Origin of the sequence: Variovorax paradoxus NBRC 15149, assembly GCF_001591365.1 — a bacterium.
Classification (GTDB): Bacteria; Pseudomonadota; Gammaproteobacteria; order Burkholderiales; family Burkholderiaceae_C; genus Variovorax; species Variovorax paradoxus.
This window is the reverse complement of sequence record NZ_BCUT01000001.1, coordinates 1,363,901-1,386,122: the sequence shown is the minus strand read 5'-3', so window position 1 is coordinate 1,386,122 and position 22,222 is coordinate 1,363,901. Positions and strand designations below refer to the sequence as shown.

The 22,222-nt window shown below is 67.8% G+C and carries 20 protein-coding genes; 5 read left to right on the top strand and 15 right to left on the bottom strand.

Going from position 1 to position 22,222, the window contains the following annotated elements; all coding sequences use genetic code 11:
• Positions 1-7 precede the first annotated feature (7 nt).
• A complete protein-coding gene (locus tag VPA02S_RS06590; RefSeq protein WP_062362985.1) occupies positions 8-973 on the top strand; it encodes a DMT family transporter in 966 nt (321 codons plus the stop codon).
• Between the two features lie 26 nt (positions 974-999).
• Entirely contained in the window at positions 1,000-1,794 is a 795-nt protein-coding gene (locus VPA02S_RS06585) for an SDR family oxidoreductase (RefSeq protein ID WP_028254273.1), read from the top strand.
• Between the two features lie 39 nt (positions 1,795-1,833).
• Here VPA02S_RS06585 and VPA02S_RS06580 read toward each other — a convergent pair whose 3' ends face one another.
• On the bottom strand, positions 1,834-2,742 hold the full coding sequence (locus VPA02S_RS06580) for a DMT family transporter (RefSeq protein WP_018906465.1): 909 nt from the start codon (positions 2,740-2,742) through the stop codon (positions 1,834-1,836).
• A 101-nt stretch (positions 2,743-2,843) separates the two neighbouring features.
• Here VPA02S_RS06580 and VPA02S_RS06575 point away from each other — a divergent pair, with 101 nt between their 5' ends.
• Both VPA02S_RS06575 and VPA02S_RS06570 read left to right on the top strand, forming a co-directional pair.
• Positions 2,844-3,827 carry a quinone oxidoreductase family protein gene (locus VPA02S_RS06575; RefSeq protein WP_028256445.1) on the top strand — a complete coding sequence of 328 codons (984 nt, stop codon included), beginning with the start codon at positions 2,844-2,846 and terminating at the stop codon, positions 3,825-3,827.
• 101 nt (positions 3,828-3,928) lie between these two features.
• Complete coding sequence (locus VPA02S_RS06570; protein WP_012746408.1) at positions 3,929-4,339, top strand: response regulator; 411 nt, start codon at positions 3,929-3,931, stop codon at positions 4,337-4,339.
• Positions 4,340-4,355: 16 nt separating this feature from the next.
• Here the strand turns inward: VPA02S_RS06570 and VPA02S_RS06565 are convergent, their stop codons facing one another.
• The 10 genes from VPA02S_RS06565 to VPA02S_RS06520 form a co-directional block, all read right to left on the bottom strand.
• The gene (locus VPA02S_RS06565) at positions 4,356-6,017 is read right to left on the bottom strand and encodes a Na/Pi cotransporter family protein (protein WP_062362982.1); all 1,662 of its coding nucleotides are present in this window, start codon (positions 6,015-6,017) and stop codon (positions 4,356-4,358) included.
• 64 nt (positions 6,018-6,081) lie between these two features.
• On the bottom strand, positions 6,082-6,942 hold the full coding sequence (locus VPA02S_RS06560) for a phosphodiesterase (RefSeq protein ID WP_062362980.1): 861 nt from the start codon (positions 6,940-6,942) through the stop codon (positions 6,082-6,084).
• On the bottom strand, positions 6,939-8,000 hold the full coding sequence (locus VPA02S_RS06555) for an ABC transporter ATP-binding protein (protein ID WP_028256331.1): 1,062 nt from the start codon (positions 7,998-8,000) through the stop codon (positions 6,939-6,941). Before VPA02S_RS06555 ends, VPA02S_RS06560 begins: the two co-directional genes overlap by 4 nt.
• Entirely contained in the window at positions 7,990-8,790 is an 801-nt protein-coding gene (locus VPA02S_RS06550; protein ID WP_028256330.1) for an ABC transporter permease, read from the bottom strand. Before VPA02S_RS06550 ends, VPA02S_RS06555 begins: the two co-directional genes overlap by 11 nt.
• Before the next feature lie 16 nt (positions 8,791-8,806).
• Positions 8,807-9,628 (bottom strand): ABC transporter permease, encoded by an 822-nt coding sequence (locus VPA02S_RS06545; RefSeq protein ID WP_028256329.1) that lies wholly within the window; start codon positions 9,626-9,628, stop codon positions 8,807-8,809.
• 315 nt (positions 9,629-9,943) lie between these two features.
• Positions 9,944-10,957, bottom strand: coding sequence for an ABC transporter substrate-binding protein (locus VPA02S_RS06540; RefSeq protein WP_028256328.1), 1,014 nt, complete (start codon positions 10,955-10,957; stop codon positions 9,944-9,946).
• A gap of 48 nt (positions 10,958-11,005) precedes the next feature.
• Complete coding sequence (locus tag VPA02S_RS06535; RefSeq protein ID WP_028256327.1) at positions 11,006-12,016, bottom strand: LacI family DNA-binding transcriptional regulator; 1,011 nt, start codon at positions 12,014-12,016, stop codon at positions 11,006-11,008.
• A 380-nt stretch (positions 12,017-12,396) separates the two neighbouring features.
• Positions 12,397-12,909 (bottom strand): signal peptidase II, encoded by a 513-nt coding sequence (lspA, locus tag VPA02S_RS06530; protein ID WP_018906458.1) that lies wholly within the window; start codon positions 12,907-12,909, stop codon positions 12,397-12,399.
• Complete coding sequence (gene ileS / locus VPA02S_RS06525) at positions 12,909-15,758, bottom strand: isoleucine--tRNA ligase (protein ID WP_028256326.1); 2,850 nt, start codon at positions 15,756-15,758, stop codon at positions 12,909-12,911. The genes lspA and ileS overlap by 1 nt, the downstream gene beginning before the upstream one ends.
• Before the next feature lie 122 nt (positions 15,759-15,880).
• Complete coding sequence (locus VPA02S_RS06520) at positions 15,881-16,918, bottom strand: bifunctional riboflavin kinase/FAD synthetase (RefSeq protein ID WP_012746418.1); 1,038 nt, start codon at positions 16,916-16,918, stop codon at positions 15,881-15,883.
• A gap of 166 nt (positions 16,919-17,084) precedes the next feature.
• On the opposite strand from VPA02S_RS06520, the gene VPA02S_RS06515 reads away from it, so the two are divergent.
• Positions 17,085-17,645 (top strand): HNH endonuclease, encoded by a 561-nt coding sequence (locus VPA02S_RS06515; RefSeq protein ID WP_012746419.1) that lies wholly within the window; start codon positions 17,085-17,087, stop codon positions 17,643-17,645.
• Here VPA02S_RS06515 and VPA02S_RS06510 read toward each other — a convergent pair.
• From VPA02S_RS06510 to VPA02S_RS06495, 4 genes are all read right to left on the bottom strand, one after another.
• Positions 17,642-18,430, bottom strand: a complete 789-nt coding sequence (locus VPA02S_RS06510; RefSeq protein ID WP_028256325.1) for an enoyl-CoA hydratase — start codon at positions 18,428-18,430, stop codon at positions 17,642-17,644. The two genes, VPA02S_RS06515 and VPA02S_RS06510, sit on opposite strands and share 4 nt — an antisense overlap.
• A 22-nt stretch (positions 18,431-18,452) precedes the next feature.
• Positions 18,453-19,805 (bottom strand): alpha/beta fold hydrolase, encoded by a 1,353-nt coding sequence (locus VPA02S_RS06505; protein ID WP_028256324.1) that lies wholly within the window; start codon positions 19,803-19,805, stop codon positions 18,453-18,455.
• A gap of 85 nt (positions 19,806-19,890) precedes the next feature.
• Positions 19,891-21,006, bottom strand: coding sequence for an acyl-CoA dehydrogenase family protein (locus tag VPA02S_RS06500; protein ID WP_028256323.1), 1,116 nt, complete (start codon positions 21,004-21,006; stop codon positions 19,891-19,893).
• A gap of 12 nt (positions 21,007-21,018) precedes the next feature.
• Complete coding sequence (locus VPA02S_RS06495) at positions 21,019-22,200, bottom strand: acyl-CoA dehydrogenase family protein (protein ID WP_028256322.1); 1,182 nt, start codon at positions 22,198-22,200, stop codon at positions 21,019-21,021.
• Positions 22,201-22,222 lie beyond the last annotated feature (22 nt).

Genomic DNA, 22,222 nt, shown 5'->3' with positions numbered 1-22,222 from the left:
TCGGGGAATGACCAAGTCCGCCGTACAGACCGGCATTCCCTCTTCTTCTTCTTCTTCTTCTTCTGCCAGCGGCGCAAGGAGCCTTGCGCCCGGCCTCATCCTCGCCTCGCTCGGCGCGGTCGCGTTCAGCGGCAAGGCCATCATCGTCAAGCTGGCGTACCGCTACGGCGTGGATGCGATCACGCTGATCATGCTGCGCATGCTGTTCGCGCTGCCGCTGTTCGCGGTGATGGCGTGGTGGGCCGGCCGCGGCAAGCCCGCGCTCACCTTGCGCGACTGGTTCGGCGTGGCCGGGCTCGGCTTCTCGGGCTACTACCTGGCGAGCTTTCTCGACTTTGCCGGGCTCGCCTACATCTCGGCCAGCTTCGAGCGGCTCATTCTCTATCTCAACCCCACGCTGGTGCTGCTGTTCGGCTGGCTCCTGTACCGGCGGCGCGCCACGCGGCCGCAGGTGCTCGGCATGATCGTGAGCTATGCCGGCGTGCTGCTCGTGTTCGGGCACGAGCTCTGGATCGGCGGCGGCGGCAAGGGCGGCGGGGCGGCGGCCTGGGGCACCTTCCTCGTGTTCCTGAGCGCCGTGAGCTATGCGGCCTACCTTGTCTACAGCGGCGAATTCGTCAAGCGCCTGGGCTCGCTGCGGCTCGTGGGCCTGGCCACCACCGTGGCCTGCCTGCTGTGCATCCTGCAGTTCGCGCTCACGCGGCCGATGAGCGCCGCAATGCAGGTGGCGCCCGAGGTCATCTGGCTGTCGGTGCTCAACGCCACGCTGTGCACGGCGGTGCCTGTCCTCATGGTCATGATGGCCATCGAGCGCATCGGCCCGGCCATGGCCGCGCAAACCGGCATGATCGGGCCGCTGTCGACCATCCTCATGGGCGTGGTCATACTCGGCGAGCCGTTCACCGCGTGGATCGCGGCCGGCACGGTGCTCGTGATTGCGGGCATCTTCGTTTTCACACGCACGGGGCGCTAGCGCTCCTGCAGTCAAGGAGCAACAACATGGATTTGGGCATTGCAGGCAAGACCGCGCTGGTGTGCGGCGCGAGCAAGGGACTGGGCTACGGCTGCGCCGAGGCCCTGGTGCGCGAGGGCGTGAACGTGGTGATCGTGGCGCGCGGCGCCGAGGTGCTCGAAGCGGCGGCTGCGAAGCTGGCCGCAGCGGCAGCCGGCTCGCCGGCGCCTTTCGTCAAGCACGTGGCCGCCGACATCACGACCGAGGCCGGCCGCGCGGCGGTGTTCGCGCTCGGCCACGACTTCGACATCGTCGTCACCAACGCCGGCGGCCCGCCTCCGGGCGATTTCCGCAACTGGGACCGCGAGGCATGGATCAAGGCCGTCGACGCCAACATGCTGACGCCGATCGAGCTCATCAAGGCCACGGTCGACGGCATGGCCAAGCGCGGCTTCGGGCGCATCGTCAACATCACCTCGAGCTCGGTGAAGTCGCCCATCGACATCCTCGGCCTCTCCAACGGTGCGCGCAGCGGCCTCACGGGCTTCGTGGCCGGCGTGGCGCGCACGCCCATCGCCGCGCAGGGCGTGACCATCAACAACCTGCTGCCCGGTTCCTTCGACACCGACCGCCTGAAGGGCACGATGGCCGGCGCAGCGCAGAAGTCGGGACAAGACTTCGACACCGTGTGGGAAGCCCGCAAGAAGAACATTCCGGCCAGGCGCTTCGGCACGCCCGCCGAGTTCGGCGCGATCTGCGCCTTCCTCTGCAGCATGCAGGCCGGCTACATGACGGGACAGAACGTGTTGGCCGACGGCGGCGCCTACCCCGGCACGTACTGAGCTCGCCCCCAGGCTGCGCGCGCTTCGTGCCGCGCGCGGCTATGGGCGCCGTGACGAGATCACGATGCCGCCCACGATCAGCGCAAAGGCCGCGCCGTGGTACCAGTGCGGCGGCTCGCGCAGGAAGGCCGCGGACAGCAGCGCGGCGAACAGCGGCGTGAGGTTCATGAAGAAGCTCGCGGCCTGCGGCCCCGCATGCTGCACGCCGCTGCCCCAGCAGCGGTAGGCCACCACGGCCGGGCCGATGCCGATGAAGGCCAGCGCCGCCAGCAGCGGCCATCCGAGCTCCATGCGCGCATCGGCCAGCGTCCATTCCCCGGCCGCGAACAGGCCCGACCATGCGAGGCCGAACACCAGCTGTGCCATCAGGAACGCGGCCCAGTCCTGCCGCACGTCCTGCGGCTCCCGCGTGCGCACCAGGAACCAGCTGTAGAACGCCCAGGCGATGGTGCCCAGGATCATGTAGAGATCGCCCGGCACCAGCCGCAGCGCGAGCAGCTGCCGCCATTCGCCCCGGCTCAGCACCAGCAGCACGCCCAGCATCGAGAGCAGCGAGCCGCCGATCTCGCGCCCGCCGACACGCGCGCCGAAGAAAATGCCGCCCACCGCCAGCATCCACAGCGGCAGGCTGGAGCCCACCAGCGTGACGTTGATCGGCGCGGAGGTCTGCAGCGCCAGGTACTGGAATGCGTTGTAGCTGCCGATGCCCAGCAGCCCCAGCACCGAATAGCGCTTCCAGTGCGCCCACATCGGGCTGCCGCGGCGCAGCACCGGCCATGCGAGCGGCAGCAGCAGCACGAACGCGATGACCCAGCGCACGAAGTTCAGCGTGAGCGGCGACACCAGGTCGCGCACCAGGCGGCCGACCACCGCATTGCTCGCCCACAGCAGCGGCGGCACGGTGAGCAGGAAGACGGTGGAAGGCGTGAGGCGCTGCTGGATCTGCATGGCCGCCGACTCTACCGGGCATTCCCCGCCCCCGTCGCGCGAAGGCCAAACGTGGCACCATGCGCCTCTTCTTTTCTGTGCGACTGGAGACTGCAAAGATGATGAGCAAAGCCGTCCGTATCGACCGCCATGGCGGCCCCGAGGAACTGAAGATCGTCGACGTCGAGGTGGGCGAGCCCGGCCCCGGCGAGATCCGCATCCGCCACAAGGCCGTGGGCCTGAACTTCATCGACACCTACCAGCGCAGCGGGCTCTATCCGTTCCAGATGCCGCTGCAGCTGGGCATGGAAGCCTCGGGTGTGGTCGAGGCCGTGGGCGAAGGCGTGGCGCACCTGAAGGCCGGCGATCGCGCCGCCTATGCGAGCCAGCCGCCCGGTGCCTACAGCGAGCTGCGCGTGATGCCGGCCAAGAATGTCTGCAAGCTGCCCGATGCGATCTCCTTCGAGACCGGCGCGGCCATGATGCTCAAGGGCCTCACGACGCAATACCTGCTGAAGAAGACGCTGCCGGCCGAAGGCCTGCAGCCCGGCGACTTCATCCTGTTCCATGCGGCGGCCGGCGGCGTCGGCCTGATCGCCTGCCAGTGGGCCAAGGCGCTCGGCCTGCAGCTGATTGGCACGGCCGGCAGCGACGCCAAGTGCAAGCTCGCGCTCGAACACGGCGCGGCGCATGCCATCAACTACAGCACCGAGAACTTCGCGGCCCGCGTGAAGGAGATCACCGGCGGTAAGGGCGTGAAGGTGGTGTACGACTCGGTCGGCAAGGACACCTGGGAAGGCTCCATCGACTGCCTGCGCCCGTTCGGCCTGCTGGCTGTGTTCGGCAACGGCTCGGGCCCGGTACCGCCGATCAGCCTGGGCACGCTGGCGTCCAAGGGCTCGCTCTACGTGACGCGACCGACGCTGTTCACGCACATCGCCACGCGCGAGAGCACGCAGGCCATGGCCGACGACCTGTTCGCCGTGGTGCAGAGCGGCGCGGTGAAGATCCCGATCGACCAGCGCTATGCACTGGCCGACGTGCAGCAGGCGCATCGCGACCTGGAAGCGCGCAAGACCACCGGCTGCACCATCCTCACGCTCTGAGGCCGGGCCAGCCGCCGTCCTACCCGCGGTGGGGTGTCATGCCTGCGTCTTGTGCAAGGCGCACTTTGTAGCCTTCAGCAAAGCCAGCGAAGGCCCGCGCCATGGACACCGTCAGAACCTTCATCGTCGAGGACAACCCCGCCATCCGCGAGAACCTGGCCGGCACGCTGCGCGAGGTGGCGCGGGTCGATCCGGTGGGCCAGGCCGAAACCGAGAACGAGGGCGCGCGCTGGCTCGCGGGCAACCTGTCGCAATGGGACCTGGCCATCGTCGACCTGTTCCTCAAGGACGGCACCGGCTTCGGCGTGCTCGAGGCCTGCCGCAACCGCGATCCGAACCAGAAGATGGTGGTGCTCAGCAACCACCTGACGCCGCAGATGCGGCGCAAGTGCGCGCAGCTGGGCGCCGACGCGGTGTTCGACAAGGCCACCGAGCTCGACGACCTGGTCGATTTCTGCCTGCGCCGGCGCATGGAGCAGTTCGCGGCCCCGCCATTTCCTGCGGCGCACTGACCGCGCCAGCGCCAGATCAGCCCTCGATCTTCCCGAGCCGCGATTCGCGCAGCCGGCTTGGTGCCAGCGCGCCCGCCGATTCGAGGATCGGATAGGCAATGGAGCAGATGTGCGAGTTGATCCGCTTCAGGTCGCTGATCAGGTCGATGTGCAGCGAGCTGGTCTCCATGCTCAGCGTGGTGCGGTCGGAGAGGCGGTCGAGGTGGGTGGTGGCATAGGCCCGCTCGAGGTCGCGGAAGCGCGCCTTCTCCTCGAGCAGCCGCTGCGCGTCGCGCACGTTGCCGTTCAGGAAGACGCTCATGCTCAGCCGCAGGTTGGCGACCAGCCGCCCGTGCAGCTCGACGATTTCCGCCATGCCCGCCTCGGAGAAATTGCGCTGCGGCTTGATCTTCTTGTCCTCGATGTCGATGATCACGCGCTCGATGATGTCGCCGATCTGCTCCATGTTGATGGTGAAGCTGATGATGTCGGTCCAGCGCCGGCTTTCTTCCTCGCCCAGCGCCTCGCGCGAGATGCGCGTCATGTAGTACTTGATGGCCGAGTAGAGCTCGTCCACCGTGTCGTCGAGCTGCCGCAGCTCCTGCGCCAGGCGCAGGTCGTTGTGGCGGATCACGTCGAGCGTGCCGATGAGCATGGTCTCCACCACGTCGGCCTGGTGCAGCGCCTCGCGCGCCGCGTTGGAAATGGCGAGCGAGGGCGTCGACAGCGCCGACGGGTCGAGATGGTGCGGCCGCATGGAGCTGGCCGGCACCGGCGGCACCGGCAGCATCTTCGTGACCAGCGTGGCAACCCACTGCGTGAGGCCGATGAAGCCCAGGCTGATGAGCACGTTGAACGCCAGGTGGAACAGCACCACGCCGTGCGTCGCGTTCGGCACGTGCGGCTGCACATGGCGCAGCCAGAGCCCGACGAAAGGCGCGAGGATGGCCACGCCCAGCGCCTTGAACAGCAGGTTGCCCACCGTGACCTGCCGCACCGGCACGGCGGACTTGGCCGTGGTCAGCACCGCCAGCAGGCCGCTGCCGAGGTTGGCGCCCAGCACCAGACCGAGCGCGACGTCCAGCGGCACCACGTTGGAACTGGCCATGGCCGCCACCAGCAGCACCACGGCCAGGCTCGAATAGGCCACGATCGCCAGCACCGCGCCGATGGTGATCTCGAGCAGCACGTCGCTGTTGAGAGAGGCCAGCAGCACGCGCACGGCCGGCGCTGAAAAGAGAGGCTCGGTCGCTTCCACCACCAGCTGCAGCGCCAGCAGCATCAGCCCCAGGCCGATCAGCACCCGCCCCACGCGGCCCGCCACGCTGGCCGAGCGGGAAATGAACAGCACCACCCCCACGAAGATGAACATCGGCGACAGCCAAGAGAGGTCGGCCGAGAACAGCACCGAGATGAGCGCCGTGCCCACGTCGGCCCCGCGCATCACCGCCAGCGCCGCCGGCAGCGTGACCAGGCCCTGCCCCACGAAGGAGGAGGTCATCAGCGAGGTGGCGGTGCTCGACTGCACCAGGGCCGTGACGCCGATGCCCGAGAGCGCGGCCGTGAAGCGGTTGCGCATGCTCTGCACCAGGATCTTGCGCAGGTTGGCGCCGAACACGCGCAGCACGCCCGTGCGCACGAGGTGCGTGCCCCACACCAGCAGGGCGACGGCGGCGAGCAGGTTCAGGAGATGCTTCATGGGTGCCGGTTTCTATCCTTTTCGTTTTTGTTCGTTTGCGGCCCCATTTTCCACATCTATGGCCTCAGTCGATCAACGCTCCGTTGTCATGGAAGGGAAAAGGCCCTTCGAAGGTGCCGGAAGCCGCCAGATGGGTCACGAGCCGGCCGTCCCGGGCCGACCAGGCGTGAATCTTGAAGCCCGGGGGCTCCAGCGTCCAGGCCGAGGCCGCATCGGGCGACAGGTCCAGGCAGACCTGGTGCGCCGGCGCCGGCGAAGTCGATGCGATGCTGCCGCCGAAGCGCACGTCGATGGCGCGGTGCAGGTGGCCGCAGATCACGCGCTCCACGTTGCGGTGCCGCCCGACCAGCGCCTCGAGCGCCTCGGCGCCCTGCAGCAGGCCGATCTCGTCCATGTGGCCGATCAGCGTGCGGAAAGGCGGGTGGTGCATGGCGATCACCACCGGCTCGCCGCGGCAGGCATCGAGCTGTTCCTCGAGCCAGGCCAGGCGCTCGCTGCAGAGTTCGCCGTGGCTCGCGCCCGGCACGCAGGTGTCCAGCGTGAGCAGGCGCAGCGCGCCGACGCGCACCGAATACTGCACGAAGCCGGCCGAGCCCACGCCCGCCGCCAGGTAGGCGTGGCCGGGAAAGCTGCGGCGCAGCTGGCCGCGCTCGTCATGGTTGCCGGGCATCAGGTAGACCGGCATCGCGAGCGGCGCCAGCAGGCGCGCCAGGTGCTCGTATTCGGCCGCGCGGCCGAAGTCGCTGAGGTCGCCCGTGATTACCACGGCGTCGGGCTGCTGCGGCAGCCGCAGCACCGACTGCACCGCGCGTTCCAGGTAGGGCGCGGTGTCGATGCGGCCATAGGCCAGGCGTCCCGGCTCGCGGATGTGCAGGTCGGTCAGCTGGACCAGGAAGGTGGTGTCTTGTGTCGTTGTCGTCGTCATGCGATGGTCTCCTGCGAGGTCATCAGGCGGTCGGGCTGGATGCGCAGGCCCACCGGATCGCCGGGCCCGAAAGGCGTGTCGCGGCCCACGTCGGCCACCAGCAGGGGCTGGTCCTGCACGCGCAACTGCAACTGCACGCGGTCGCCGAGGAAGGTGCGGCGCTCGACCGTGGCGGTGCCCCAGTCGGGCCGCGGCGCGCTCACTTCGACGTCTTCGGGCCGCACCAGCAGCATCGCATGGCTGCGCCAGGCGGGTGGGCAAGGCAGGGTGCTTCCGCCGAGTCGGACAACGCCTTGCGCAATGGCGTCGGCTTCGCGCGCGAGGCGGTTGACGCGGCCCAGGAATTCGGCAACGAAGGGATGCGCCGGTGCGCGGTACAGCTCTTCGCCGCGGCCGATCTGCACGATGCGCCCGGCGCTCATCACCGCCAGGCGGTCGGCAATGGCCAGCGCCTCCTGCTGGTCGTGCGTCACGTGGATGGCCGTGATGTGCAGCCGGCGCAGCAGTTCGGCAAGCTCGTCGCGCAGCGACTCCTTGAGCTTGGCATCGAGCGCGGCCAGCGGCTCGTCGAGCAGCAGCACGCGCGGGCGCACGGCCACGGCACGCGCCAGCGCCACGCGCTGCCGCTGGCCGCCCGAGAGCTCGGCGGGGCGCTTGTTCTCCAGGCCGCCCAGGCGCACCAGGTCGACCAGCTCGCCCACCGCGCGCCTTTCCTCTTCCGGCGCCACGCCGCGGATGCGCAGCCCATAGCCGATGTTGGCCGCCACCGTCATCTGCGGAAACAGCGCATAGCTCTGGAACACCATGCCCACGCCGCGATGCTCCACCGGCCGTTCGGTGACGTCCTGCCCGCCGAACACGATGCGGCTGCCTGCGTCGGGCGCTTCGAGCCCCGCGATCAGCCGCAGCAGCGTGGTCTTGCCGCAGCCCGAGGGCCCGAGCAGCGCCAGCACCTCGCCGGCCTCCACATGCAGGTGGGTGGGCAGCAGGCCGCGCGTGCCGTCGGCGTAGGTTTTCGCGCAGTTCGCGATGTCGATGGGAATGCGTTCAAGTTCCATGGCGTTTCTGCATCAGGTTGGCAAGATATTGAAGGCCCCACAGCACCGGAAGGATCACGGCGAAGAAGACCAGCGTGTAGGCCGATCCGATCTCGATGCGCATCGAGGCATAGCTGTCGGCCAGGCCCACGGGCAGGGTGCGCGTGAGCGGCGTGTGCAGCATCCACGTGAGGTTGAACTCGCCCACCGAGAGCGTGAACACCATCAGGCTGCCGGCCACGATCGCGGGGAACACGGCGGGCACGAGGATGCCCATGAAGCGCTGGCGGAAGTTCGCACCCAGCGAGCGGGCAGCTTCCTCCAGCGCGAGCAGGTCGTCGCGCTGGAAGGCCGAACTCACGGTGCGCACCATGAACGGCAGCGTGAACACCATGTGGCCCACGAGGATGAAGGCGAAGCTCTGGCGGAAGGCCGTGAGCTGGCCGTAGGCGAGGATCAGCGCCAGCGCCGTGGCCAGGCCCGGCACCGCCACCGGCAGCGTGAGCAGCTCCTCGAAGATGTGCGCCGCGCGCGAGCGGCTGCGCGCCAGCGCATAGGCGCAGGGCACGCCCAGCAGCACGGTGCCGACCACGCAGGCCAGCGCCAGCGCGAGCGACCAGCCGACGGTGCCGCCGTAGTTGTCCCACACCTCGCCGAGCCAGCGCAGCGTGAGGCCGCTCTTCAGGCCCGTGCTGTAGTTGTTGACCAGGCCCGCCATCACCGACAGCAGCATCGGCGCGATCATGAAGAGGCTCACGAGCACGGTGATGGCCAGCAGGAAGGGCGCCCTGGGTTGCGTGTTCTTGCGCATGAGGCAATTCCTTCGGTCAGCGTGCGACCGGGTTGGCACCGAAGCGCCGCGCGGCGAACAGCACCAGCCAGGTCACGAGGCCCAGCGCAATCGACAGCGATGCGGCGAGCGCGAAGTTGGCGTAGTTGGTGAACTCGTTGTAGATGGTGATGGGGATCACCTCGAACTTGCTGGCTAGCGTGAACGCGGTGCCGAAGGCGCCCATCGAGGTGGCGAACAGGATCGCGCCGCATGCGAGCGTGGTGGGCGCGAGTTCGGGCATCCACACGTCGCGCGCCACGCGCAACCGCGAGGCGCCGAGCGAGCGCGCGGCTTCTTCGAGCTGCATGTTCATGGCCTCGGCCGCGGCGGCATAGGTGGCAATGGCGCGCGGCAGCGAGAAGTAGAGGTACGCGAGAAACAGCCCGAGCAGGCCGTAGGCGAAGGTGATGCGCTGGCCGAACAGGCTGTCGCCGATGTCGGCCACCAGCCCTTGGCGCCCGCCGAGCAGGATCACGAAGAAACCAATGATCACGCCCGGAAAGGACAGCGGCAGCGTGAGCAGCGACAGCAGCATGCGCTTGCCCGCGAAGGCATGGCGCGCAAGGTAGATGCCGACGGCGGCGCCGAGCACCAGGGTTGCCAGTGTCACGGCCACCGACAGTGCGACGGTGTTGGCCATGCTCTGCAGGTAGCGCGAGTCGGTGAGCACTGCGAAGTAGGTGGACCAGCCTTTGCTCGCCGGCAGCGTGAGCAGGCGCACCACCGGCAGCAGCCAGAAGGCCGCGAAGAAAACGGCGGCGGGGGCTGCGCAGGCCAGCAGGCGCCAGCGGGGGTTCCAGGCGTTGGGTTGCTTCATCTCAGTTTTTCATTACGCGCTTGTGTTCTTGTCGCTGTTTTGTTCGGGGCGTGTGCACAGGCCACCGGGTACTCCCCTCCGCGAATGTCCCCCGCCTTCGGCTCCTCCTTTATTTCGCTGCGGGGAGCACCCGATGGCCTGTGCACCAGGGCACGCTCTGGGTGTACCGCTGATCAACGACTGCTCTGTCCAACGCACCCGCTGATGGGGTGCCTTGCGCAGCGAAATCAAGGGGGAGGCCGCAGGCCGGAGGACATTCGCGGAGCAAGGTACCCCGTCGGCGGGAGCGCGCCCTGAACGCATCCGGGACAAAACTCAGCGCACTTCCTTGAGATACCGATCGGAGAACGCACGCTGCGCCTCGGCCATGCGGGCGTAGTCGACGCTCTTCGCGCGGGCGTATTCGGTAGCAGGCAGGAACTGCGCCTCGATGTCCTTGGGCATTGCGCTCGCGCGCACCGGCCGCAGGTAGGCCTTGGCCCAGATCGCCTGGCCCTCGTCGGACAGCACGAAGTCGAGCACCTTCTTGCCCTCGGCCGCATGCGGCGCCCTGGCGACCAGGCTCATCACGTAGGGCACGGCCAGCGTGCCTTCGCTCGGAATGACGAAGGCGACGTTGGCCTTGTCCTTGTACTTGGCGCGGTAGGCATTGAAGTCGTAGTCCAGCAGGATCGCGATCTCGCCCGACAGCACGCGTGCGTAGGAAGTCTGCTTGGGCACGATGGGCTCGTTCTTCTGCAGCGCCTTGAAGTAGTCGATGGCCGGCGCGAAGTTGTCGAGCGTGCCGCCGCGTGCCTCGTTCACCGCCACCGCGCCGACATAGCCCACGAAGGCCGAGGCCGGATCGAGGTAACCGATCAGGCCCTTGTATTCGGGCTTGAGCAGGTCGGCCCACGACTTCGGAATCGGCTTGCCCTTGAGCGCATCGACGTTGACCATGAAGCCGAGCGTGCCCGAGTGGATGGTGAACCAGTTGCCCGCCGGGTCCTTCAGGCCGTCGGGGATGTCCTTCCACGCGGCCGGCTTGTAGGGCTCGACCACGCCTTCCTTCTGCGCCTGCACCGCGAAGGTCACGCCCAGGTAGGTGACGTCGGCCACGGGGCTCGCTTTCTCGGCCACCAGCTGCGCGAGCGACTGGCCCGAGTTCTTGTTGTCGGCCGGCACCGTGATGCCGGTCTTGGCCTTGATGGCCTTGAGCTGCGTGCCCCAGTCGGCCCACTCGGTGGGACAGTTGTAGCAAATGGCGGTCTGGGCCGTGGCGCTGCCGGCGGCAACGAGCGCGGCGGCGATCAGGCCGAGGCGAGCCATGCGGGAAATACGGAGGGACATGAAAGAACTCCTTGGATGGATATGTGGAGACGGAGGCGAGGTGATCGATCAGTCGTTGGCGTTGTCGCGCGCGGCCGCGCACGATTCGCCGTCGCGGAAGAAGTACGGCAGCAGCAGGCTCGCATCGGCCTGCAGCGCGGTGCCGCCGGCCATCGCCTGGATCAGCAGTTCGACGCTGCGGCGGCCGATGTCGTCGTTGGGCTGCGCGATGGTGGTGAGCGCCGGCGTCAGGTCTTCGCCGAGCGCGATGCCATCGAAGCCGATGACGCTGAGGTCGTCCGGCACGGCAAGGCCGCCCAAGTGCGCGGCGCGGATGCTGCGGATGGCGAGCAGGTCGTTCGAGCAGACCAGCGCAGTGGGCCGGCCGGGCACCTGCAGCACGCCGGCGAGCGCATCGACCGCGCTTTCGACAAACGGCACCTCGATCAGCGGCGGTGCCTTGAGCCCGGCATCGGCCATGCCCTTGCGGTAGCCGCGGTAGCGCTGCTGCGCGCGGTCGGACGCGGCGAGCGTGCCGCTGACCATTGCGATGCGGCGATGCCCGTGCAGCACCAGCCGCGCCACCGCATCGGCCACGGCTGCTTCGCCATCGACGGTCACGCAGGGATGCTCGGGGTGCCTGTTGTAGGCCAGCACGTAGGGCGTGCCGGTGCCGCGCAGCCGGGCCAGCGCGGCCGACGTGGAAGGATTGGAGACCACGAGGATCAGCCCATCGACATTGCCGGCAAGCAGCAGGTGGACCGCACGCTCTTCCTCGTCGAGCTGGTAGCCCGTGGTGACCGGAATGATCGCGTAGCCGCCGGCGATGGCCGCGCGCGCGATGCCCTGCAGGCATTCGGCAAAGGTCGGATTCAAGAGCGTCGGCAGCACCACGCCCAACGCACGGCTGCGCTGAGTGCGCAAGGTGCGCGCGCTGGCGTTCGGCACGTAGTCGAGTTCACGCGCGACGCGCTCCACCAGCTCCCGCGTGGAGCGGGTCACCTTGTCGGGGAAATTGAAGGCCCGCGACACGGTGGCCACGGAAACCCCGGCTTTGGCTGCAACGGCTTGGATGCTCATTCGTGCGGTGTCATGTAATCGATTACATTTCACCGCGGCAGTATGACCCCGCTATGACAGCCGATGAAGTGGGGAAAAACCCTCGCGCGCGTGCGAGCCCGGTCTTGCTCCCTCTCCCTCCGGGAGAGGGCCGGGGTGAGGGCAGCGGCATCCAAGCGACGGCAAGCGCCCGGCAGGCGGTGCGGTGCGGACGGCCCCTCTGTGCCGCCGAGGAGCGCAGCGTTTCGCGGATCAGGGCTCGCAGCTGTCTGAGCCGCAGGCGAGTTCTGCGAGACCCCGCGAAACGCGAGCACCGCAGGGCAGCCCGAAGGGCCGGCACAGTGGGGCCGACCGCGCCGCGCCGCATGCCGGGCGCGTCTCCCCAAAGCCGCTAAGAAGCCCTACTTCCCCCGCCGAACCCGCCGTATCTCATCCAGCACCAGGCAGATCGCCCCCAGCGTGATCGCGCTGTCCGCCGCATTGAACGCCGGAAAGTACCAGTTGCCCGCGTGGAAGCTCAGAAAGTCCACCACGTAGCCGTGCATCATCCTGTCGATCACATTGCCGATCGCCCCGCCCAAAATGCAGGCCATCGAGAACGAGAACAGCTTCTGCCCCGCGTGCGACTTCAGCATCCAGACGATGAACACCGCGGCCGCCACGCCAATGGCCGTGAAGAACCAGCGCTGCCAGCCCGAATGGTCGGCCAGGAACGAGAACGCGGCGCCCGTGTTGTGCGCGCGAACCACGTTGAAGAAGCTCGTGACGTAGGTTGCGTCGCCCAGCTTGTAGTAGCCCAGGATCAGCGTCTTGGTGAACTGGTCGATGATCAGGATGATCGCCGCCAGCCCGAGCCATGGCCAGATGCTGCCGCTGCGCGAGCGCGATGCCGACATGGTGCGTGCCGCCGCCATCAGGCAAAGCTCCGCGGCTCGCCGGCACCGAACAGGTTGCTCGTGCAACGGCCGCAGATCGTCGGATGCGCCGGGTCGTGGCCCACGTCGTCGCGGTAGTGCCAGCAGCGATCGCACTTCTGCGCGCTGCTCGGCGTCACCACCGAAGACAGCGCCTCGCCCGCCGCCAGTTCGATGGCGGAAGTGATGAAGACGAACTTCAGGTCGTTGCCCAGCGACTCCAGCAGCGCGAAGTCGTCGGCCGGTGCGCTGAGCTGCAGCTTGGCCTGCAGCGACGAGCCCACCTTGCCTTCGGCGCGCACGGCTTCGATGTCCTTGTTGACCACGTCGCGGATCTCGCGGATGCGGCCCCACTTCGCAAGCAGTGCTTCGTCGGGCGCGGCGAACTTGCTGTAGGTCTGCGCAAAGATCGACTCGCCCGGCTTGCCCGTGCTCACGAACTTCCATGCCTCTTCGGCCGTGAAGCTCAGGAACGGCGCCATCCAGCGCAGCATTGCCTGCGAGATGTGCCAGAGCGCCGTCTGCGCGCTGCGGCGCGCCAGCGAGCCCGGCGCGGTCGTGTAGAGCCGGTCCTTCAGGATGTCGAGGTAGAAGCCGCCCAGGTCTTCCGAGCAGTAGATCTGCAGCTTGGCCACCACCGGATGGAACTCGTACACCTTGTAGTGCGCAAGGATCTCGGCCTGGAACTGCGCCGCGCGCGAGAGCGCATAGCGGTCGATCTCGAACAGTTCCTCGAGCGGCACGGCATCCTTGGCGATGTCGAAGTCGCTCGTGTTCGCCAGCAGGAAGCGCAGCGTGTTGCGGATGCGGCGGTAGGCATCGACCACGCGCGCCAGGATCTTGTCGTCGCCCGCGATGTCGCCCGAGTAGTCGCTCGCGGCCACCCACAGGCGGATGATTTCCGAGCCCAGCTTGTTGCTGATTTCCTGCGGGTCGATGCCGTTCTTGAGCGACTTGCTCATCTTGATGCCCTTGGCATCCACCGTGAAGCCGTGCGTGAGCAGGCCGCGGTAGGGCGCCCGGCCTTCCAGCGCGCAGGCGATCAACAGCGACGAATGGAACCAGCCGCGGTGCTGGTCGTGGCCTTCGAGGTACAGGTCGGCTTCGGGGCCGCTCTCGTGGTGCACGTTGGGGTGCGTGCCGCGCAGCACGTGATAGAAGGTCGAGCCCGAGTCGAACCACACCTCGAGGATGTCGGTGCTCTTGGTGTAGTGCGGCGCGTCTTCGGCGCCCAGGATCTCTTCAACCGTGACGCGGCTCCAGGCCTCGATGCCGCCCTTCTCGACGATGTCGGCGGCCTGGTCAAGGATTTCCATCGTGCGCGGATGCAGCTCGCCCGAATCCTTGTGCAGGAAGAACGGGATCGGCACGCCCCAGCTGCGCTGGCGGCTGATGCACCAGTCGGGCCGCCCGGCGATCATGTCGTGCAGGCGCGCCTTGCCGTTCTCCGGGTAGAAGCTGGTCTGTTCGATGGCGTCGAGCGCGGTCTGGCGCAGCGTCTTGGGCGCCTTGTCCTTGGTGAACACGCCTTCGCCCTGGTCCATGCGGATGAACCACTGCGCCGCGGCGCGGTAGATCACCGGCGTCTTGTGGCGCCAGCAGTGCGGATAGCTGTGCGTGATGGTCTCGGTGGTGAGCAGGCGGTTGGCGTCGCGCAGCGCGGCGATGATCACCGGCACGGCCTTCCAGATGTTCTGCCCGCCGAACAGCGGGAAGTCGGGCGCATAGCTGCCGTTGCCCTGCACCGGGTTCAGGATGTCGTCGTACGCCACGCCGTGGGCGATGCAGGAGTTGAAGTCGTCCACGCCGTAGGCGGGCGAGGAGTGGACCAGGCCGGTGCCGTCGGTGGCGGTGGCGTAGTCGGCCAGGTACACGGGCGACAGGCGCTTGTAGCCGGCGTCCACGTCGTACAGCGGATGCTCGAATTCGAGCCCGCCAAGTGCTTCGCCCTTGACCGTGGCCAGCACCTTGCCGTCGAGCGCATAGCGCGTCATGCACATCTCGACCAGCGAGTTGGCGAGGATCAGGAGGCCGCGCTCGGTGTCGACCAGCGAGTATTCGATCTCCGGGTTCAGGTTGATCGCCTGGTTGGCCGGGATGGTCCACGCGGTGGTGGTCCAGATCACGGCAAAGATGTCGCCGAGGATCGTGTGGTCGGTCCCGAAGGCCTTGAGCACCTTCTCGCGCTCGTGCGCCTTGAAGGCCACGTCCAGGGTCTGGCTCTTCTTGTCGGCGTATTCGATCTCGAATTCGGCCAGCGACGAGCCGCAGTCGAAGCACCAGTACACGGGCTTGAGGCCGCGGTAGACGAAGCCGCGCTCGATCACGCGCTTGAACGCGCGCAGCTCGCCGGCTTCGTTCGCGAAGTCCATCGTCTTGTAGGGATGGTCCCATTCGCCCAGCACGCCCAGGCGCTGGAAGTCGGCCATCTGCTGCGCGATCTGTTCCGTGGCGTAGGCGCGGCTCTTGGCCTGCATCTCGTCGCGGCTCAGGTTGCGGCCGTACTGCTTTTCGATGGCGTTCTCGATCGGCAGGCCGTGGCAGTCCCAGCCGGGCACGTAGAGCGCGTCGTAGCCTTCGAGCTGGCGCGCCTTGGTGATCATGTCCTTCAGGATCTTGTTCACCGCGTGGCCCATGTGGATCTGGCCGTTGGCGTAGGGCGGGCCGTCGTGCAGGATGAACTTGGGCGCGCCGTGGCGGGCGTCGCGGAGGCGCTGGTAGCGGCCTTCGTCGTTCCATTCCTTGACCCAGCCCGGTTCGCGCTTGGGCAGGTCCCCGCGCATCGGGAAGGGGGTGTCGGGCAGGTTCAGCGTGGAACGGTAATCGGTGGGGGAAGCGGCGTCAGACATGTTGGGGTGCGAAACAGAGGGGCTTCGACAGGCTCAGCCCGAACTGCATTTGAGCGGTCGGTGCGGAAGAAAAGCCGTTCGCCCTGAGCTTGTCGAAGGGCGGCAGCACGGTGCGTGCAGGGCTAAATTCGGTCGCGCGTGGTCTGGCGGTGGGTTTCGGCGTGGGTCGACGCAAAGAACGCGCGCGCGTCGCGCCCATCCTTCGCGATGCCCGCAGTCAGGGCCTCGAGGCTGGTGTAGCGCAATTCGTCGTGCAGTTTGTGCAGGAGTTCCACGCGGACGATTTTACCGTAGGCCCCTTCGGCTCCCAGATGCGAGGGCCACTCCAGGCAATGCGTCTCCAGCAGCACGCGGCCCGCGTTGACGTCGTTGGCATCGAGCGAGGGCCGCACGCCGAGGTTCGCCACGCCCGGCAGCGGCTGGTCGGCCAGCCCGTGCACCAGCACCGCGAAGATGCCGCTGGCCGCCGGTTTCCAGTGCTTGAAGCGCAGGTTGAGGGTGCGGAACCCGTCGTCCTTGCCGGGCGCCGAGGCGCCCAGCGCGCGGCCGAGCTTGCGGCCATGGACCACGTGGCCCGAGATCGTGTAGGGCCGCCCGAGCAGATGCTGGGCATCGGCCATGCGGCCCTCGGCCAGCGCCTCGCGCACGGCCGAACTGGAAACGCGCAGGCCGTGGACCTCGTAGCTGTTCATGCGCGCCACGTCGAAGCCGTGCGCATCGCCGGCGGCGTCGAGCATGGCGTAGTCGCCGGCCCGCCTGGCGCCAAAGCGGAAGTCGTCGCCCACCAGCACGTAGCGCGCGCCCAGGCCGTCGATCAGCACGTTCTGGATGAAGGCTTCGGGCGACTGGGAGGCCAGCCGGCCGTCGAAGGGCAGCACCACCGTCTGCGCCACGCCGCAGGCCGCGAGCTCGGTGAGCTTGTCGCGCAGCGTGCCGATGCGCGCGGGCGCCAGGTCGGGTTTCTTGGTGACGGCGGCGAAATAGTCGCGCGGATGCGGCTCGAAGGTGAGCACGCAGCTGGGCAGCCCGCGATGGCGCGCCTCGGTCTGCAAGAGCGCCAGCATGGCCTGGTGGCCACGGTGCACGCCGTCGAAATTGCCGATGGTGAGGGCGCAGGCCGGAGCCACGCCCGGGTGCCGGAAGCCGCGGAAAACCTGCATGGATGGGTATCTTTTTGATAGCGCCTTTTGCCCGTCGAATGGGCACATCAGGCCGTTTTGTCACAAAGCCGGTATATTGTGACTCAGTGCGTCGCCTGAAGTGGTCTCCGGCGCGCTCCGTGTCCCTGGTCTTTCCGTGATTCTTCCCTTTTTGAGGAGGCGTGTGGTGAAGGTCTTGAAGCTGTCGGCCCAAGGGCTGCCCCAGTCATGGATATCGCTCGAACAGGCGGTCATCCACTATGCAGCGGACGAAGTCCGCTGGGAGGTGGGCGCGCAGGTGGCCGTGTTCCGTGGCGGCCACAATGCCATCACCGGCCAGCAGTCGCAGATCGCGATCAACAGCATCATCGGCACCAAGGGCGTGCCGCGCATCAATCCCTTCACCCAGCGCCCGGGGCTCACCAACAGCAAGCTGTTCTCGCGCGACCGCAACATCTGTGCTTACTGCGGCGGGCATTTCCACGAAGACGAGCTCACGCGCGAACACATCATTCCGTTCGCGCAGAACGGCATCGACACCTGGATGAACGTGGTCACCGCCTGCCGGCCCTGCAACCACCGCAAGAGCAGCCGCACGCCCGAGCAGGCCAACATGCCGCTGCTGTACGCACCCTACGTGCCCAGCCTCTGGGAAGATTTCATTTTGCGAAACCGCCGCATCCTGGCGGACCAGATGGAATTCCTGATGGCGCACCTGCCGCAGAGCTCGCGGCTGCACGACACCTAGCGCTTCCAGCCGGGCGGGCGCTTCTCGATGAAGGCCTGCACGCCTTCCAGCGCGCTCTCGTCCATCATGTTGCAGGCCATGGTCTGGCTGGCGTCGGCCAGCGCGGCCTCGATGCCGGTTTCGAGCTGCCGATAGAACAGCGCCTTGCCGAGCGCGAGCGCCTGGCGCGGCTTGGCGACGATGCTGGCCACCAGCGCCTCCACTGCGGCGTCGAGCTCGCCGGGCGGCGCCACCCGGTTGACCAGGCCTTTCTCGCGGGCTTCCTCCGCGCCGATGAATTCGCCGGTCACCAGCATCTCGAAGGCCTGCTTGCGGCCGAGATTGCGCGACAGCGTGACGCTCGGCGTGGCGCAGAACAGGCCCACGTTCACGCCGCTGACCGCGAAGCGCGCCTCGCTCGAGGCCACCGCCAGGTCGCACACCGCGACCAGCTGGCAGCCCGCGGCCGTCGCGATGCCGTGCACGCGCGCGATCACCGGCACGGACAGGCGCTGGATCGACAGCATCATCGCGCCGCAGCGCTCGAACAGCCGCTGGTAGTAGCCGAGCGAGGGTTCGGCGCGCATTTCCTTCAGGTCGTGGCCCGCGCAGAAGGCCTTGCCCGCTGCCGCGATGACGACGGCGCGCACCGTGTCGTCGGCCGCAATGTCAGCGAGCGCCTGTTCGAGCGCGCCCAGCATGCCTTCGGAGAGGGCGTTGAACGAGGCCGGGCGGTTCAGCGTCAGCGTGGCCACGCCGCGCGCATCGCGTGTCGCCAGCACGAAGGGAGAAGTCGCGTCATTCATGTCCTGGGCCCTCGTCAATCAGTCAGTAGGTCAATTCGAGCACCGTCACGTGCTGCTGCGCCGCCGGCCAGGTCAGGCCGGTGATGCGCTCCGCGTTGAATTCGCCGGTCACCGCGCGCTGCGGTTGTGCGGCGGCCACCCGCAAGCGCGAACTCGACACGCCGGAGCCCTTGGGCGGCACGCCGGGCGGCGGGCTCTGGCCGTCGAAGCGCATGGTGTCGCGCTCTGCATCGAAGTAGCCGCGCGGCCGCGTGAAGACGACCACCGCCTGGGCGCTGCCATCGGCCGGCGTGAGGCGTTCGGGCCGCAGGTTCACGACGCGGCTGCTGCGCGGAAACGGACTGCGGTAGATGTGCGTGATGCCGTAGCCGGGTGCGCTGAGCACGAACTCGTAGGCCGTGTCGCCGCGCGCATTGAACGGACCCCAGCGGCCATCGGCGCCGATGCTCTTGCTGTGCACCGCATCGCCGCGCCGTGCGCCCGTGGCCGGATCCACCGCGTAGACGGTGACCTGCCCGCCATTGAGCGAAAGGTTCTCCGCGCCCACCGCCCGGCCGTCGAGCACGACGCTCGCCTCGGGCGCCACCGCCGTGCTGCGCGGCGCTTCGCCGGTCAGGAACTGCCAGGTCGCCGCGAATGCCGCGGGCGAGAACGAGGTTTCCCGGTGGTCCACGCGCGGCAGCACCACGTTGGTTGCGCCCTTGAGCGCCGGTCCGTCGAAGCCGATGTTCGTCGGCTGGCCCGGCACCCCGATCCACACGCCATCGGGCTGGGCGTACTTGTCGTTGTTGTCCGAGCGCAAGGTGAGCCACTTCACGCCCGGCGTGACCTCCTCGCCGTTCGGCCCTTTCGGCGCGTTGAGCTGCTGCATGAAGCCCGAGAGCCCCGAGAACTCGTTGTTCTCGCGGAAGCCCTTCACGGCCCAGATGCCGTGCGCCGGATTGCCGCCCAGCACCACGTGGCTCACGACGGCCGCGCCGCCGCCGTTCTGCACGTAGTTGCGGATCGTGTTGCCGCCGCGCGAATTGCCGATCAGCACCACCTTGCCGGCGCCCGTGGCCTTCAGCACCTTGTCGACCTCGGCCTTCAGGAAGAGGGCCGAATCGGCGGTCGAGCTGCGGCCCGGCTGGGCCACGGCATCGTCGTCGCGTGCCAGCGGGTAGGGCTGGTCGAGCGCAAAGAGCCGGTCGCGCGGCCAGCCGTTCGACTCGAAGCGCCAGATCGTGGTCTGCCAGAGCGCAGCCGAATCGCCATTGCCGTGCATGAAGACGATCGGCGGGCGTTCGGTGTACGAAGGCGAGGGGGCGGTGGCGCAGGCGGTCAGCATGGCGGTCGATGCGAGTCCGAGGGCCAGCAGGGTGCGGCGTGATGGCATGTGATGTGTGTTCCTGGCGAGGTTCCAGTAAGAACGCCCGCCGGCGCAAGGCGGGCGGGCGTTGGATGCTATGGGAAAAACTCCGTCAGGCGAAGACGCCGGCCGTGTCCTGCATGCGCGCCGACACTTCGCCCAGGTGGTGCAGCGTGTCGCCGAAGGTCATTTCGAGCTGCGTGAGCTTGCGGAAATAGTGGCTGCCGATGTATTCGTCGGTCACGCCGATGCCGCCATGCAGCTGCACCGAATTCGCGGCGACAAAACGCATCGACACGCCCAGCTGGTACTTGGCGCGTGCCAGCGCCTGGCGCCGCTCCTCGGCGGGCGCATTGAGCTTGAGCGTGGCGTAGTAGCTCATCGAGCGCGCGAGCTCGAGCTGCATCTTCATGTCGGCCACGCGGTGGCGCAGCGCCTGGAAGGTGGAGATGGTCACGCCGAACTGCTTGCGCTGGTTCATGTAGTCGACGGTGAGGGCCAGGGTCTTGTCCATCACGCCGACCGCTTCGGCGCAGGTGGCGGCAATGCCGACGTCCACCGCATATTCGAGCGCGGCCAGGCCGTCGGCCGTGACCAGCGTGGCGTCTGCCTTGTCGAACACCACCTCGGCCGCGCGGCCGCCGTCCTGCGTTCCGTAGCCGCGGGCCTCGACGCCGCTCGCGCTGCGTTCGACCAGGAAGAGGGCGATCCTGCCGTCGGCCTTGGCCGGCACCAGGTAGGCGTCGGCCTCGTCGCCCACGGGCACCACGCTCTTGGCACCGGTCAGCGACCAGCCGTCGCCGGCCTTGGCCGCATGGGCCTCGCACACGTCGAGGCGATAGCGCGACTTGCGTTCCTGATGAGCCAGCACCACGATGGCCTGGCCGCCGGCGATGCGCGGCAGCCAGTTGTCCTTGGTGTCGGCACCGGCGTAGCCGCCCAGCACGGCGCCGGCGATCAGCGTCTGCGCAAAGGGCTCCAGCACGATGCCGCGGCCCAGCTCTTCCATCACCACCATGCCGGCCACCGGACCCATGCCCAGGCCGCCGTCGTCCTCGGCGATGTAGAGGCCGCCCAGGCCGAGCTCGGCCAGTTCGTCCCAGGCCTCGCGCGAGAAGCCGCCGTGGGCCTCGATGCTGCGGCGGCGTTCGAAGTCATAGCCCTTGTCGACCCACTTGCGAACGGCGTCGCGCAGTTGTTCCTGGTCGTCGGTGAAATTGAAATCCATGTTCTTGTCTCCTCAGCCCAGCACCGTCTGGGCGACGATGTTGCGTTGCACTTCGTTCGAGCCGCCGTAGATGGTGGTCTTGCGCATGTTGAAGAAGGTCGATGCAAGCGGCGCGAGCGCCGGGTTGCCGCCCGGGAAGTTGCCCTGCCAGCCGGCTTCCATCGCTTCGCGGATGAGCGGCAGCGAATAGGCGCCGCCGGCCAGCATCATCAGTTCGCTGTAGCGCTGCTGGATCTCGCTGCCGCGGATCTTGAGCAGGCCCGCGACATCGAGCGAATTCTTGCCCGAGGTGGCGGCCGAAAGCACGCGCAGCACCATCATCTCGAGCGCGACGATGTCGACCTCCAGCTTGGCGATCTCGTCGCGGAAGCGCTGGTCGTCGTAGACGCCTTCGCTCTTGGCGATGCGCTTCAGGCGCTCGAGCTCGCGCTTGGCGCGGTTCACGTCGGCGATGTTGGTGCGCTCATGCGAGAGCAGGTGCTTGGCGTAGGTCCAGCCCTTGTTCTCCTCGCCGATCAGGTTCTCGGCCGGCACCTCGACGTTGTCGAAGAACACCTCGTTCACTTCATGGCTGCCGTCCAGCAGCTTGATCGGCCGCACCGTGACGCCGGGCGACTTCATGTCGAGCAGCAGAAAGCTGATGCCGGTCTGGGGCTTGCCCTCGTTGCTGGTGCGCACGAGGTTGAACATCCAGTCGCCATGCTGGCCGAGGGTGGTCCAGGTCTTCTGGCCGTTGACGATGTACTTGTCGCCGTGGCGCTCTGCCTTGGTCTTGACCGAGGCCAGGTCGGAGCCCGAGCCGGGCTCGCTGTAGCCCTGGCTCCACCAGACCTCGCCGCTCGCGATGCCGGGAAGAAAGCGCTTCTGCTGCTCGGCATTGCCGAAGGCCATGATCACCGGGGCGACCATCACGGGGCCGAACGGGATGATGCGCGGCGCGCCGGCCAGCGCGGTTTCTTCCTCGAACAGGTGGCGCTGGATGGCGGTCCAGCCCGGGCCGCCGAATTCCTTCGGCCAGCCGTAGCCGAGCCAGCCCTTCTTGCCAAGAATCTTGGCCCAGCCCTGCAAATCGTCGCGCGTCAGCTCGAGCGCGTTGTGCACCTTGTGCGAAATTTCTTGGGGAAGGTTTTCTCTGACCCAGGCGCGAATTTCTTCGCGGAACTGCTGTTCTTCGGGCGTGAAGCTCAAATCCATGCGTGCCTCGCTGTGTTGATCG